Annotated in this window: 12 protein-coding genes; 5 read left to right on the forward strand and 7 right to left on the reverse strand. The window is 69.7% G+C overall.

Going from position 1 to position 14,178, the window contains the following annotated elements; genetic code table 11:
- Positions 1-3: 3 nt before the first annotated feature.
- The 6 genes from ACFTQE_RS12115 to ACFTQE_RS12140 form a co-directional block, all read right to left on the reverse strand.
- On the reverse strand, positions 4-804 hold the full coding sequence (locus ACFTQE_RS12115) for an SURF1 family cytochrome oxidase biogenesis protein (protein WP_376925307.1): 801 nt from the start codon (positions 802-804) through the stop codon (positions 4-6).
- A 141-nt stretch (positions 805-945) separates the two neighbouring features.
- Positions 946-2,691, reverse strand: coding sequence for a glycerol-3-phosphate dehydrogenase/oxidase (locus ACFTQE_RS12120; protein ID WP_376925308.1), 1,746 nt, complete (start codon positions 2,689-2,691; stop codon positions 946-948).
- 281 nt (positions 2,692-2,972) lie between these two features.
- On the reverse strand, positions 2,973-4,097 hold the full coding sequence (locus tag ACFTQE_RS12125) for a GuaB3 family IMP dehydrogenase-related protein (RefSeq protein ID WP_376925309.1): 1,125 nt from the start codon (positions 4,095-4,097) through the stop codon (positions 2,973-2,975).
- 70 nt (positions 4,098-4,167) lie between these two features.
- Positions 4,168-4,782, reverse strand: a complete 615-nt coding sequence (locus tag ACFTQE_RS12130) for a hypothetical protein (RefSeq protein ID WP_376925310.1) — start codon at positions 4,780-4,782, stop codon at positions 4,168-4,170.
- A complete protein-coding gene (locus ACFTQE_RS12135) occupies positions 4,779-5,222 on the reverse strand; it encodes a DUF6463 family protein (protein WP_376925311.1) in 444 nt (147 codons plus the stop codon). Before ACFTQE_RS12135 ends, ACFTQE_RS12130 begins: the two co-directional genes overlap by 4 nt.
- An 88-nt stretch (positions 5,223-5,310) precedes the next feature.
- Positions 5,311-7,011 (reverse strand): ABC-F family ATP-binding cassette domain-containing protein, encoded by a 1,701-nt coding sequence (locus ACFTQE_RS12140; protein WP_376925312.1) that lies wholly within the window; start codon positions 7,009-7,011, stop codon positions 5,311-5,313.
- A 127-nt stretch (positions 7,012-7,138) separates the two neighbouring features.
- Here ACFTQE_RS12140 and ACFTQE_RS12145 point away from each other — a divergent pair, with 127 nt between their 5' ends.
- The gene (locus tag ACFTQE_RS12145; RefSeq protein ID WP_376925313.1) at positions 7,139-8,293 is read left to right on the forward strand and encodes a MalY/PatB family protein; all 1,155 of its coding nucleotides are present in this window, start codon (positions 7,139-7,141) and stop codon (positions 8,291-8,293) included.
- A 110-nt stretch (positions 8,294-8,403) separates the two neighbouring features.
- Here the strand turns inward: ACFTQE_RS12145 and guaB are convergent, their stop codons facing one another.
- Positions 8,404-9,906: an IMP dehydrogenase gene (guaB, locus tag ACFTQE_RS12150; protein ID WP_375835117.1), complete on the reverse strand. Its 1,503-nt coding sequence runs from the start codon at positions 9,904-9,906 to the stop codon at positions 8,404-8,406.
- Positions 9,907-10,307: 401 nt separating this feature from the next.
- Between guaB and ACFTQE_RS12155 the strand changes: the two genes are divergently transcribed.
- Genes ACFTQE_RS12155 through ACFTQE_RS12170 form a run of 4 tightly spaced genes read left to right on the forward strand, consistent with a single transcriptional unit; the run spans position 10,308 to position 14,113 of the window.
- On the forward strand, positions 10,308-11,459 hold the full coding sequence (locus tag ACFTQE_RS12155) for a branched-chain amino acid ABC transporter permease (protein WP_376925314.1): 1,152 nt from the start codon (positions 10,308-10,310) through the stop codon (positions 11,457-11,459).
- Positions 11,460-11,474: 15 nt separating this feature from the next.
- Positions 11,475-12,455, forward strand: coding sequence for a branched-chain amino acid ABC transporter permease (locus ACFTQE_RS12160; RefSeq protein ID WP_376925316.1), 981 nt, complete (start codon positions 11,475-11,477; stop codon positions 12,453-12,455).
- Complete coding sequence (locus tag ACFTQE_RS12165; RefSeq protein ID WP_375835120.1) at positions 12,445-13,359, forward strand: ABC transporter ATP-binding protein; 915 nt, start codon at positions 12,445-12,447, stop codon at positions 13,357-13,359. Before ACFTQE_RS12160 ends, ACFTQE_RS12165 begins: the two co-directional genes overlap by 11 nt.
- On the forward strand, positions 13,346-14,113 hold the full coding sequence (locus ACFTQE_RS12170) for an ABC transporter ATP-binding protein (RefSeq protein ID WP_376925315.1): 768 nt from the start codon (positions 13,346-13,348) through the stop codon (positions 14,111-14,113). Before ACFTQE_RS12165 ends, ACFTQE_RS12170 begins: the two co-directional genes overlap by 14 nt.
- Positions 14,114-14,178: the final 65 nt, after the last annotated feature.

Here is a 14,178-nt window from a genome sequence, read left to right on the forward strand (position 1 = left end):
CGGTCAGTCGCCGCTCGGCGAACCGCCCGCGACGACCCGAGCAGCGGATGCCTCGGCCTCGGCCTGCTCTTCGCGCTCGCGCTCGACGGCATCGCGCACGAGCCGGTACCAGAGGTAGATCGCGAACCCGGCGAAGACCGCCCACTCGAGCGCGTAGAAGACGTTGAGCCAGTCGAGCTGCTGCTCCTGCTCGGGCGGCGGCGAGGCGATCGCGTCGAGGCCGGCCGGCGCCTCGGCCGCGGTGACGTAGCCGAAGTAGACGGGCCGGTCGTCGTAGTCGGCCCAGACGTTGATGAGCTGCGCCACCGCGACGGTCTGCATGGCGAACGGGTCGGCCTCGGCATCGGGGGCGATCGGCGCCTCGCTCGGCAGGAAGCGCCCGACGAGGGTGATGGGCTCGCTCGGGTCGATCGAGCGCTCGAATGCGGCGGCGGCCTCCCGTGCGGTCTCCTCGTCGGCGGCCCAGCCGAGCGCGACCGGGAGGCCCGCCGGGGTGCCGTCGGTGACCTCGAGGTGCACGACGGGCCAGAACCCGGCGACGCCCTCGTTCAGCCGGCCCTCGACGATGACCGTGTCGCCGGGCACGACGGTGCCGGTGACCTCGACGAGCTGGGCGGTCGCCGCCTGCGTCGTCGGCTGGTCGGGCTCGGCGATGCCGGCGAACGGCCTCACCTCTTCGGTGGGGCGTTCGACGACGACCGACGACTCGACGGCGCGCTCGAGCTGCCACTGGCCGAGCAGGGCGAATGCCGCGGCGATGCCGAGCGCGAGGAGCAGTGCGAGCACCCACCTGGGGCGCAGCATCATCTTGAGCATCAGTCGCCGGTTCCCGCGTGGGGCGTGCTTCCGGGGCTGACGAGCATGCCCTCCAGTTTAGGCGCTGGTCAGGAGCCCTCGATCCACGCCCGTCTCGTCCGCCTTCACGACGTCGCCGGTCTCAGCGCGCTAGTCCACCTTCACGATGTCGGGAGCCTCGAGGCGCACCCGGTCGGCCGATGCGTCGTCGGGTTGCTCCTGCGAGGCGCGCTCGGCGGCGACCCGCTCGAGGTAGCGCTCGACCTCGAGCGCCTGGCGAGCCGTGTCCCAGCCGAGCGCCTTGCCCATGAGCCTCGCGGCGACGGGCGCGGCGGAGACGCCGCGGTCCCACGCCTCGATCGAGATGCGGGTGCGACGCGCGAGCACGTCGTCGAGGTGCAGCGCTCCCTCGTGCGTGGCCGCATAGACGACCTCCGCGCCGAGGTAGTCGTCGGCGCCGGGCAGCGGCTCGCCCAGCGAGGGGTCGTCGCGGATCAGGTCGAGCAGTTCGTCGGTCATCGTGCCGTAGCGGTTCAGCAGGTGCTCGATGCGCACTTCGTGCACGCCGAAGGCGCGCGCGATCTTGCCGCGCTTGTTCCACGCCGCCTGGTATCCCTCTGCGCCGAGGAGCGGGATGTCCTGCGTCGTCGACTTCGGCACCTTGCCGTCGAGCGCGTCGACCGCCGCGTCGATGGCGTCCTTGGCCATGACCCGGTACGTCGTCCACTTACCGCCGGCGATGACGACGAGACCGGGCACCGTGTGCGCGACGAGGTGCTCGCGCGAGAGCTTCGAGGTCTGGTCGCTCTCCCCGGCCAGGAGGGGCCGGAGGCCCGCGTAGACGCCCTCGACGTCTTCTCGGGTGAGCGGGATGCCGAGCACCGCGTTGACGTGCTCGAGCAGGTAGTCGATGTCGGCGGCGGTGGCGGCCGGATGCGCCTTGTCGAGGTTCCAGTCGGTGTCGGTCGTGCCGATCAGCCAGTGACGGCCCCACGGGATGACGAACAGCACGCTCTTCTCGGTGCGGAAGATCATCCCCATCGCCGATTGGATGCGGTCGCGCGGCACGACGAGGTGCACGCCCTTCGAGGCGCGGACCTTGAACGTGCCGCGCTCGCCGACCATGCGCTGCGTGTCGTCGGTCCAGACGCCGGTGGCGTTCACGACCTGCTTCGCCCGGATCTCGAAGTGCTCGTCGGTCTCGAGGTCGTGCGCCTTCACTCCGACGACGCGTTCACCGACCTTGATGAAGCCCTCGACCTTCACCCGGCTCGCGACGTGGGCGCCGTAGAACGACGCGGTGCGGGCGAGTGAGGCGACGTAGCGCGCGTCGTCGACCTGTGCGTCGTAGTACGTGAGGCCGCCGACGAGCGCGTCCTTCGAGAGCGACGGGATGGCCCGCATCACCTGCCGCTTCGACAGGTGCCGATGATGCGGCACCCCGGGGGGCCGCCCGCCGGTGTAGCTGAAGATGTCGTAGAGCATCATGCCGGCGCCCACGTAGAACCGCTCGATGACGCGGGTCTTCAGGGGGTACAGGAACCGAACGGGCTTCACGAGGTGCGGTGCGATGCGCTGCAGCAGCAGGCCCCGCTCGATGAGCGCCTCCCGCACGAGCCGGAAGTCGAGCTGTTCGAGATAGCGGATGCCGCCGTGCACGAGCTTCGACGAACGGCTCGAGGTGCCCGACGCCCAGTCACGGGCCTCGAGGAGCCCGGTCGAGAGACCTCGCGTGACCGCGTCGAGCGCGGCTCCGGTGCCGACGATGCCGCCGCCCACAACGAGGATGTCGAGCTCTTTCTCTTTCAGCCGCGCGATCGCGGCCTTCCGTTCGTCAGGTCCGAGCTTGGTCGAACGCGTCACCGACTTGAGCCTCGCCGACTTCTGAGTCGCCATCGTGCCACCCCATCCCCGCGGCCTCACGGCGAGGCCGCGCGATCCGGTTCCACGCTACCCGAGCACCCGCCCGGGCGCCATGGAACGCGCGGGTCAGGACGACTGGTACGGCGCGACGGCCGCAACCAGCACCGTCCGCGTCAGGACGACTGGTACGGCGCGACGGCCGGAACCAGCACCGTCCGCGTCAGGACGACTGGTACGGCGCGACGGCCGCAACCGACACCGTCCGCGTCAGGACGACTGGTACGGCGCGACGGCCGCAACCGACACCGTCCGCGTCAGGACGACTGGTACGGCGCGACGACGACCTCGACGCGCTGGAACTCCTTCAGGTCGGAGTATCCGGTGGTGGCCATCGAGCGCTTCAGCGCGCCGATCAGGTTCGTGACGCCGTCGGCCGACGGCGCCGGCCCGTAGAGCACCTCTTCGAGCGGGGCGACCTGCCCGACGTGCACGCGCTGGCCGCGCGGAAGCTTCGGGTGGTGCGCCTCGGCGCCCCAGTGGTACCCGCCGCCCGGGGCATCCGTCGCCCGTGCCAGTGCCGCGCCGAGCATGACGGCGTCGGCGCCGCACGCGATCGCCTTGACGATGTCGCCCGACTTGCCCACGCCGCCGTCGGCGATGACGTGCACGTAGCGGCCGCCCGACTCGTCGAGGTAGTCGCGCCGCGCACCGGCGACGTCGGCCACTGCGGTGGCCATGGGGGCGTGGATGCCGAGGGTCGCACGCGTCGTCGACGCAGCTCCCCCGCCGAACCCGACCAGCACGCCGGCGGCTCCGGTGCGCATGAGGTGGAGGGCCGCGGTGTAGGTCGCCGCACCGCCGACGATCACGGGAACGTCGAGCTCGTAGATGAACTTCTTGAGGTTCAGCGGCTCCTGGTTCTTCGAGACGTGCTCGGCCGACACCGTGGTGCCGCGGATCACGAACAGGTCGACGCCTGCTGCGACGACGGTCTCGTACAGCTCCTGGGTGCGCTGGGGCGAGAGCGCGCCGGCGACGGTGACGCCCGCCGCGCGGATCTCGGCGAGGCGCGCGGTGACGAGCTCGGGCTTGATCGGCTCGGAGTAGAGCTGCTGCATGCGCGCCGTGGCGTTCTCGGGCGACAGGCCGCGGATCTCGGCCAGCACGGGCTCGGGGTCCTCGTAGCGCGTCCAGAGGCCCTCGAGGTCGAGCACGCCGAGGCCGCCGAGCTGGCCCATCATGATCGCCGTCTGCGGCGAGACGACGGAGTCCATGGGCGCCGCGAGGAACGGGATGTCGAACTGGTACGCGTCGATCGTCCACCCGACCGAGACGTCTTCGGGGTCGCGGGTGCGCCGGCTGGGCACGATCGCGATGTCATCGAATGCGTAGACGCGCTGGCCCCGCTTGGAGCGGCCGATCTCGATCTCCTGGGTCACCACTCAACCCTACCCGGCCGATACTCCGCCGGTTGAGAGGAGCAGGGCGTCCACCGGAACTCGCACCGATCTACAGCGGCGGCATGACGCCGAGGGCGACCAGCAGCGCCGGCGCGAGCACCAGGATGCCCGCGAGGAGGATCGGCGCGCCGAGGAGGCCGGCCACGATCGGGACTGCCCGCCAGCGGGTGCGCCGGGAGTACGAGATCGCGACGACGCCGAAGCAGGCCGCGAAGGACACCGCGCCCAGCAGGTAGGCGACGCCGGCCGCGTCGATGTCGTCGGGGCTCCCGGCGATCCCGGTCGCCAGCACGGCGGCCTCGGCGACCGTTCCGAGCGCATAGACCGCGAAGGTGCCGAAGGCTCCCCAGAGCAGCAGCGTCATCGTGTTCGGCGCGAACGCCGTGGCCCTCCTGCTCACCGAGAGCATCAGGACGACGGCGCCGAACAGCTTGAGGCCCACGACCAGCCAGTTCATGACGGACAGGCCGGAGGCGTAGGCCGCCAGGGGTCCGGCCGCGAAGCGGCCCGTTCCCTCGAACACGATGTTCACCGCCGCGAACGCGAGCAGCCCCAGCACGCCGAGCACCGCCGCCACCATCGCGGCCGTCGACGCGGCCGTCGACGCGGAGGTCGCCTCGGCCCCCTCGGACCCGGAACCGACGGCGGACCGCGCCGAGCTCATGCCCGTCCCGTCGCCGATCGGGCCGAGTGCTCGAGCACCGCACCCTCCTCCGGCACCGACGGTCGCCGACGGTGCGCTCGCACCGACTGCACGACGGCGATGACCGCCGCCACCAGCACGAACAGGAACCCGGACACCGGCGCTGCGCCCACCCCGATCAGCGCGATCGTCAACAGCGCGATGCTGACCGGCCATGGCATCCGCCCGGCGCGCTCGAGGGCGGTCATCGCCAGTCCCGCGACCAGACCGAAGAATCCGGTCATCAGGAACCAGAGCGCCACCTCGAGCTCGCTCGTCATCGCTCCGTACCAGCCCTCGGCCAACGCCTCGCCCACGGCCGGGGCCGAGGCGATCACTCCCACCGCGGTGTGCAGCGCGCACACGATGATGAGCGCCGGTCCGGCGATCGCCCTCCGCTTGTCGATCCTCTGTCTCGTCATGCCGATCAGTCTGGGCGTCGGCACCACCTCCGCACCTCACCCGATCGGGTGACCCGACGCGGCACATCCCGCTCCTCGGGAGCGGGAGCTAGCGGGCGCGCACCACCCGCGACTCGTCCCACACCGGGGCATCCGACTCGTAGACCTCGCCGTCGCTGCCGAAGACGAGGAACCGGTCGAAGCCGCGCGTGAACCAGCGGTCGTGGGTGACCGCGAGCACGGTGCCGTCGAACCGCGACAGGCCCTCCTCGAGCGCCTCTGCTGAGACGAGGTCGAGGTTGTCGGTCGGCTCGTCGAGCAGCAGGAGGGTCGCTCCGGAGAGCTCGAGCAGGAGGATCTGCAGCCGCGCCTGCTGACCGCCCGAGAGTGAGTCGAACGTCTGCTGGGCGGATGCCGCGAGCCCGTACCGATCGAGTGCCGAACTGGCCGCCTCTCGCGCCATGCCGTCGCGATTCGCGTCGCCGCGATGCAGGATGTCGAGCAGCGTGCGCCCGCGGTACTCGGGATGCTCGTGGTTCTGCGCGAACCAGCCGGGCACGACCCTCGCGCCGAGCACCGCACGGCCCTCGTGCGGCACCCGCGCGAGCGACTCGCCCACCGTCGTGACATGGCCGAGCGTGCGGTCGGGCTCGGTGCCGCCGCCGGCGAGCAGTCGAAGGAAGTGCGACTTGCCCGAGCCGTTGGAGCCGAGCACGGCGACGCGGTCGCCGTACCAGACCTCGAGGTCGAAGGGCTTCATGAGCCCCGTGAGCTCGAGTCGCTCGCCGACCACGGCGCGCTTGCCCGTTCGGGAACCGCGCAGCCGCATCGACACGGCCTGGGTCGGCGGCCGCTCCTCGGGCGGCCCTGCCTCCTCGAACCGGCGCAGGCGCGTCATCGCCGCCTGGTAGCGGGAGGCCATGCCGTCGTTGTAGGTCGCCTTGACCTTCAGGGTCGCGACGAGCGTCTTCAACGCGACGTGCTGCTCGTCCCAGCGCCGGCGCAGTTCGTCGAGGCGCTCGAAGCGCTCCTCGCGTGCCCGGTGGTACCCCTCGAAGCTGCCGCCGTGCACCCACGCCGTGTTGCCGGCCGCCCCGACCTCGAGCGTGACGATGCGGTCGGCGGCGCGGGCGAGCAGCTCCCGGTCGTGCGAGACGAGCAGCACCGTCTTCGGCGTCGCCCGCAGCTGCGACTCGAGCCAGCGCTTGCCCGGCACGTCGAGCGAGTTGTCGGGCTCGTCGAGCAGCAGCACCTGCTCGGGGCCGCGGAAGAGCGCCTCGAGTGCGAGCCGCTTCTGCTCGCCGCCCGAGAGGGTCGAGAGCTCGCGCCACTTCGCACGCTCGAACGGGATGCCGAGCGCCGCGATCGTGCAGTGGTCCCACACGACCTCCTGGTCGTAGCCGCCGGCCTCCGCGTACTCGGCGAGCGCGGTGGCGTACCGCATCTGCGCGGCGGTGTCGTCGTGCTCGATGAGGGCGGTCTCGGATGCCTCGAGCTCGATCGCCGCCGCACGGATCCGCGTCGGCGCGACCGAGACGAGCAGGCCGTGCACCGTGGCATCCGTGCCCTCGATCGTCGCGCCCGTGCCGACGAACTGATCCATCACGCCGAGGCCGCCGTCGACCTGCACGCTGCCCTCGTCGGGTCGCAGCTCGCCGCGGATGATGCGCAGCAGCGTCGACTTGCCCGCACCGTTCGCGCCGATGAGGGCGGTCGTCGCGCCATCCGTCACCCGGAAGGCGAGGTCGGCGAGCAGCGGCCTGCCGTCGGCGAGCGAGAAGGAGACGCCGTTGACGTCGATGAAACCCATGGGAGATCCGTTCGGTCCGCGGCCGGGCCACCTCGCCCGGTTCCACACCGCCTGATGGGCAGCCGACCAGACTATCGCGCCGCGATTGCCTCTGCCACCCGCAGCCGTTCTGCGGCAAGCTGGAGCCATGCAACGCACCGCAGCCGAGCCCCTCGACGTCCTCCGCACGCGAACGAGCGCGAAGTGGCGGCTCTACCCCGCCGACGTGCTGCCACTGCCCGTCGCCGAGATGGACTACCCGCTCGCCGAGCCGATCAAGGCGGTGCTGCACGCCGCGGTCGACCGCTCCGACACGGGCTACTCGGCCGGGAGCCTCGAGGTCGCCGAGGCGTTCCAGGGCTTCGCCGCCGCCCGACTCGGGTGGGAGATCGACCCGGCGCGCGTGACGTGCACCGCCGACGTCAGCATGGGCATCGTCGAGATGCTCCGCCGCGTCACCGAACCGGGTGACGGCGTCATCATCACCCCGCCGATCTACCCGCCGTTCTTCGACCTCGTGACCGAGGCATCGGGCACGGTCGTCGAAGTGCCGATGCTCGGCGGCATCGACGAAGGCTGGTCGCTCGACCTCGACGGCATCGATGCGGCGTTCGCCGCGGGCGCCAGGGCCATGGTGCTCTGCAACCCGCACAATCCGATCGGCCTGGTGCCGGCCGCCTCGCAGCTGGCCGCCCTGGCCGAGATCGCCGCCCGCCACGGGGTCACGATCGTCTCCGACGAGGTGCACGGGCCGCTCGTGCAGCCGGGCGTCGACTACACGCCGTTCCTCACCGTCTCCGACGCCGCCCGTGAGCACGGCGTCGCCGTGACGGCCGCCACGAAGGCGTTCAACATCGCCGGACTGAAGACCGCGCTCATCGTGACCGCGAGCGATCGCGGCGACCGCGCGCGCTCGGCACTCCCCTACGAGGTGGAGTGGCGCATGAGCCAGTTCGGGGCGATCGCGACGATCGCGGCCTTCCGCCACGGCGGCCCCTGGCTCGACGGCGTGCTCGCGAGCCTCGACGACAACCGGCACCTGCTCGCCGAGCTGCTCGCCGACGAGCTCCCCGACGTCCGCTACCGCATCCCCGACGCGACCTACCTCGCGTGGCTCGATCTCTCGGCGCTCGGCTGGGGCGACGACCCCGCCGCCTACGCGCTCGAGCACGCGAAGGTCGCCCTCGGCATCGGGCCGACGTTCGGCGCGAGCGTCGGCCGCGGGCACGCGCGACTGAACTTCGCCTGCACGCCCGAGGTGCTCGCCGAAGCCGTCACCAGGATCGCCGACGCCCGGCGCTGATGCCCTGCCCTGCCCTGCCCTGCCCTGAGAACAGGCGGACACGCCCCGGCAGCGACGAGAACAGGCACGCTCGCGGCGAGTCGCCCGAACGTGCCTGTCTCCGTGACGGACTAGCGAGTGTAGTTCGGCGCCTCGACGACGATCTGCACGTCGTGCGGGTGCGACTCCTTGAGCCCGGCCGGCGTGATGCGCACGAACCGGCCCTTGGTCTTCAGCTCGGCGATCGTGCGCGCCCCGACGTAGAACATCGACTGGCGGAGGCCGCCGATGAGCTGGTACGCGACGGCCGACAGCGGGCCGCGGTAGGGCACCTGGCCCTCGATGCCCTCGGGGATCAGCTTGTCGTCCGACGGGACATCCGCCTGGAAGTAGCGGTCCTTCGAGTACGAGGTCTTCTGGCCGCGCGTCTGGAGCGCGCCGAGCGAGCCCATGCCGCGGTACGCCTTGAACTGCTTGCCGTTCTGGAAGACGAGTTCGCCGGGGCTCTCGGCCGTGCCGGCGAGCAGGGAGCCGAGCATCACGGTGTCGGCGCCGGCGACGAGCGCCTTCGCGATGTCGCCCGAGTACTGCAGGCCGCCGTCGGCGATGAGCGGCACGCCGGCGGGCTTCGTGGCCTTGGATGCCTCGTACACGGCCGTGATCTGGGGCACGCCGACGCCCGCGACGACGCGCGTGGTGCAGATCGAGCCGGGGCCCACGCCGACCTTCACGGCGTCGGCGCCCGCGTCGACGAGCGCCTGCGCGCCCTCGCGGGTCGCGACGTTGCCGCCGATGACGTCGATGTGGGCGAAGGTCGGGTCGGTCTTCAGCCGGCGGATGATGTCGAGCACGCCGGCCGACTCGCCGTTCGCCGTATCGACGACGAGCACGTCGACGCCTGCGTCGCGGAGCGCCTCAGCGCGCTCCCACGCGTCGCCGAAGAAGCCCATCGCGGCGCCGACCCGGAGGCGGCCCTCGCTGTCTTTCGTGGCGTTCGGGTACTGCTCCGACTTGTCGAAGTCCTTGACCGTGATGAGGCCGGTGAGGTGGCCCTCGTCGTCGATGAGCGGCAGCTTCTCGACCTTGTGCTTCGCGAAGATCGCGAGCGCCTCGTCGGGGTTCATGCCGACGCGGCCCGTGATGAGCGGCATCTTCGTCATGACCTCGGCCACGGTCGTGGTCGGCTTCTCGAAGTCGGAGACGAACCGCATGTCGCGGTTCGAGATGATGCCGACGAGCTTGCCGTCGGTGTCGACGACCGGCAGGCCGCTGACCCGGTAGGTCGCGCAGAGGGCGTCGACGTCGGCGACGGATGCCTCGGGGGTCGTGGTCACCGGATTGGAGACCATGCCCGACTCGCTGCGCTTGACGCGGTCGACCATGTCGGCCTGGTCGGCGATCGAGAGATTGCGGTGCAGGATGCCGATGCCGCCCTGACGGGCCATGGCGACGGCCATGCGGGCCTCGGTCACGGTGTCCATCGCGGCCGACAGCAGCGGCGTCGCGACGTTGATGCGGCGGGTGAGACGCGACGTCGTGTCGGCCTCGCTCGGGATCACGTCGGTGTGACCAGGCAGCAGGAGGACGTCGTCGTAGGTGAGTCCTGTGAGTCCGAACGGGTCGGCCTGGTCCATGTCGCTCCTTGTGTCGAGTTCTGCCCGAATACCGCGCGCCGGTGGTCGGGCCCGCAGTATCAATGTTAAGCGAGTTTGCATCCCGAGCATTCCCGGATAACAATCGAACGCCGTTTGCCTCATGTGCGAAACACATGAGACATAATCGGCACGTACTGTCGACGACGTTGTCGACAGGTAAGGACCGAACCCCGACGGCCTCCAGCCAGAGGGGTGCCCTTGGAGGTGCAGTGAAACCCACACGAACGCTCGCCCATCGGTCTCCAAGGAGGTGGCTCGTTCTCCTCGGAATTCTTTTGTCCGCACTCACTCTGTCCGGCATCGCAGCGTCCCCTGCGATGGCGGAGGATGGGAGTACGGCCCAGGCTTCCGAAGAGTTCGAGTACTTCTTCACGGGGAACGTGCAATTCGATCGCGAGCCGCTCGAAGGCGTCAAGATCACGGTCGAAGGCGGCGGCTTCGAAGCCGACGCCGAGACCGATGTCGACGGCAAATGGCGAATCGGCGTGCCCGAGAAGGGCGAGTACAAGGTCACCCTCGATGAGGACACCCTGCCGAAGGGCGTCGTCGTCGCGAAGGGCGAAGCCACCGTCACCGCTGAGTTCGGCCTCACGAAGCTGAAGGCCGTGAACTTCTTCCTCGGCGAGGGCGAACGCACGACCACGAACTTCGCCGCGCAGTTGCTCGAGCGCGTGATCAACGGCCTGAACTTCGGCCTGCTGCTCGCGCTCGCGGCCATCGGCCTGTCGCTCATCTTCGGCACGACGGGGCTCTCGAACTTCGCCCACGCCGAGATGGTGACCTTCGGCGCCCTCATGGTGCTGAGCTTCGGCGTCGACCTGGCCTGGCCCATCTGGCTCGCCATCGCGATCGCCATCGTGCTCAGCGCGGCGCTCGGATGGACCCTCGACGCCGTGATCTGGAAACCGCTCCGCAAACGCGGTGTGGGGCTGATCCCGCTCATGATCGTGAGCATCGGCCTCTCGCTCGCGATCCGCTACACGTACCAATTCTTCTACGGCGGAGCGACCCGGCAGCTGCCGGGGGCCACCGCCCCGAAGGAGCTGTCGTTCGGCGGGGTCCAGCTCTCCTGGATCGACGTGGGCAGCATGATCGTCTCGGTCGTGGTCCTCCTCGCCGTCGCGTACTTCCTCGTGAAGACCCGCATCGGCAAGGCCACTCGCGCCGTCGCCGACAACGCGAGCCTGGCCTCGGCGAGCGGCATCGACGTCGACCGCGTCATCCGCATCGTCTGGGTGCTCGGTGCGGCCCTCGCTGGCCTCAGCGGGATCCTCTGGGCCTACTTCCGTCCCGGCGTCAGCTGGGACATGGGCTTCCAGATCCTGCTGCTGATCTTCGCCGCGGTCACCCTCGGCGGCCTCGGCACGGCCTTCGGCGCCCTCGTCGGCTCGCTCATCGTCGGTCTCTTCATCGAGATCTCGACGCTCTGGCTGCCGAGCGACCTGAAGTACGTGGGCGCGCTCGTCGTGCTGATCCTCGTGCTGCTGTTCCGACCGCAGGGCATCCTCGGTCGCCGCGAGAGAATCGGCTAAGGAGGACCGACCATGATCGACTGGATTCAGATCTTCTCCAACGCGGCGCAGGAGCTCATCAGCCCCACGACCGCGGCATACGCACTGGCGGCCCTCGGCCTCGCGATCCACTTCGGATACACGGGCCTGCTGAACTTCGGGCAGGCGGGCTTCATGGCCCTCGGCGCGTACGGCTACGCCATCTCGGTGCTCTCCTTCAACCTGCCCGTCTGGGCGGCGGTGCTCGTCGGCATCGGCGCGTCCGTCGTGTTCGCGCTGATCCTCGGTATCCCGACCCTGCGGCTCAGGGCCGACTACCTCGCGATCGTCACGATCGCGGCGGCCGAGATCCTGCGACTCATCTTCACGACGAACACGTTCGAGGCCGTCACGGGCTCGGCGCAGGGCCTGAACGGGTACAAGGGCAGCTTCGCGGCCCTGAACCCGATCCCGAAGGGCACCTACGGCTTCGGCCCGTTCCAGTACAACGAGTACGACTGGTGGCTGCGCATCGTCGGGTGGACCGTCGTGGTGCTCCTGGCCCTCCTCACCTGGCTCATCATGCGCAGCCCGTGGGGCCGCGTCATCAAGGGCATCCGTGAGGACGAGGACGCCGTTCGCGCCCTGGGCAAGAACGTCTACTCCTACAAGATGCAGAGCCTCATCCTCGGTGGCGTCTACGGCACCCTGGCCGGCATGATCTTCATCCTGCCCCGAGCAGTCGTTCCGGCGAACTACCAGACGTCGCTCACCTTCTTCGTCTACGCGATCCTGCTCCTCGGCGGGGCCGCCACGATCCTCGGGCCCATCATCGGCTCGATGATCTTCTGGGTGCTGCTCTCCTTCTTCTCGGGCTTCATCTCCCGGGCGGTCGAGGCCGGCTGGCTCCCGTTCATGACGCAGGTCCAGGCCGGACAGCTCCGGTTCATCCTCGTCGGCGTCGCGATCATGTTGATCGTGATCTTCAGGCCCCAGGGCATCTTCGGAAACAAGAAGGAGTTGGCCTTTGTCAAGTGATGTCACTCCCACGTCCAAGCCGGTGAAGACCACCGGCCTCCACATCGGCGAAGCAGAGCCGGGTTGCCGCAAGGTCGACCCGATCCTCATCGCCGACGGGGTCACCCGCACGTTCGGCGGCCTGAAAGCCGTCGACGTCGACCACGTCGAGATCCCCCGCGGCGCGATCACCGCGCTCATCGGCCCGAACGGCGCCGGCAAGACCACGTTCTTCAACCTGCTGACGGGCTTCGACAAGCCCGACACCGGCAAGTGGGAGTTCGAGGGGCGCTCGCTCGCCCACGTGCCGGCCTACCGGGTCGCGCGCATGGGCCTCATCCGCACCTTCCAGTTGACGAAGGCGCTGGGCCTGCTCAGCGTGCTCGACAACATGAAGCTCGGGGCGAAGGGCCAGAGCGGGGAGAACCTCTTCCGCGCGGTCCTTCCGTTCCTCTGGCGCAAGCAGGAGGAGGAGATCGAGGCGAAGGCGGTCGAGCTGCTCACCCGCTTCAAGCTCGACGCCAAGCAGACCGACTACGCGGCGAGCCTCTCCGGCGGACAGCGCAAGCTCCTCGAGATGGCGCGGGCGCTCATGAGCGACCCCACGCTCGTGATGCTCGACGAGCCGATGGCAGGTGTGAACCCGGCACTGACGCAGTCGCTGCTCGACCACATCCTCGACCTCAAGTCGCAGGGCATGACCGTGCTGTTCGTCGAGCACGACATGCACATGGTGCGCCACATCGCCGACTGGGTGGTCGTCATGGCCGAGGGTCGCATCGTCGCCGAAGGCGATCCGCACACCGTCATGGAGAACCCCGCCGTGATCGACGCCTACCTCGGCGCCCACCACGACACCGATCTGGGTGTCACCGACACCGAGAACGTCGAGGCCATCAAGGAGCTCATCGATGACGAACAGTGAATCCGCCACGAGCGCGGTGATCGAGCCCGTCGGCGACGAGGTCGTCGCGGTCGACAACGTCACCGCCGGCTACCTGCCCGGAGTGAACATCCTGAACGCGTGCTCGCTGGTGGCGCGACAGGGCGAGCTCATCGGCATCATCGGCCCCAACGGCGCCGGCAAGTCGACCCTGCTCAAGTCCATCTTCGGACTCGTGAAGGTGCGCGAGGGCCAGATCCGGCTGAACGGCGAGGAGATCACGAACCTGAAGGCGAACAAGCTCGTCGCCAAGGGCGTGGGCTTCGTGCCGCAAACGAACAACGTGTTCCCGTCGCTCACCATTCAGGAGAACCTCGAGATGGGCCTGTTCCAGAAGCCCAAGGGGCTGAAGGAGCGACTCGAGTTCGTCACCGAGATCTTCCCCGAGCTCGGCAAGCGACTCGGCCAGCGCGCCGGCTCCCTGTCGGGCGGTGAACGGCAGATGGTCGCCATGTCGCGCGCCCTCATGATGGGCCCGCACGTGCTGCTCCTCGACGAGCCGAGCGCCGGTCTCTCACCGGTGCGCCAGGACGAGGCGTTCCTGCGGGTCAAGGAGATCAACCGCGCCGGCGTCACGACCATCATGGTCGAGCAGAACGCCCGCCGCTGCCTGCAGATCTGCGACCGCGGCTACGTGCTCGACCAGGGCCGCGACGCCTACACGGGCACCGGTCGCGACCTGCTGAACGACCCGAAGGTCATCGGCCTCTACCTGGGCACGCTCGGGCAGGACTGACCAGCGCGCTCCGGCGCGAACGACAGAGGGGCGGATCCTGCGGCATCCGCCCCTCTTCGCTGTCT

Source organism: Agromyces sp. NPDC056965 (assembly GCF_042673425.1).
In the GTDB taxonomy this organism is placed as follows: Bacteria; Actinomycetota; Actinomycetes; order Actinomycetales; family Microbacteriaceae; genus Agromyces.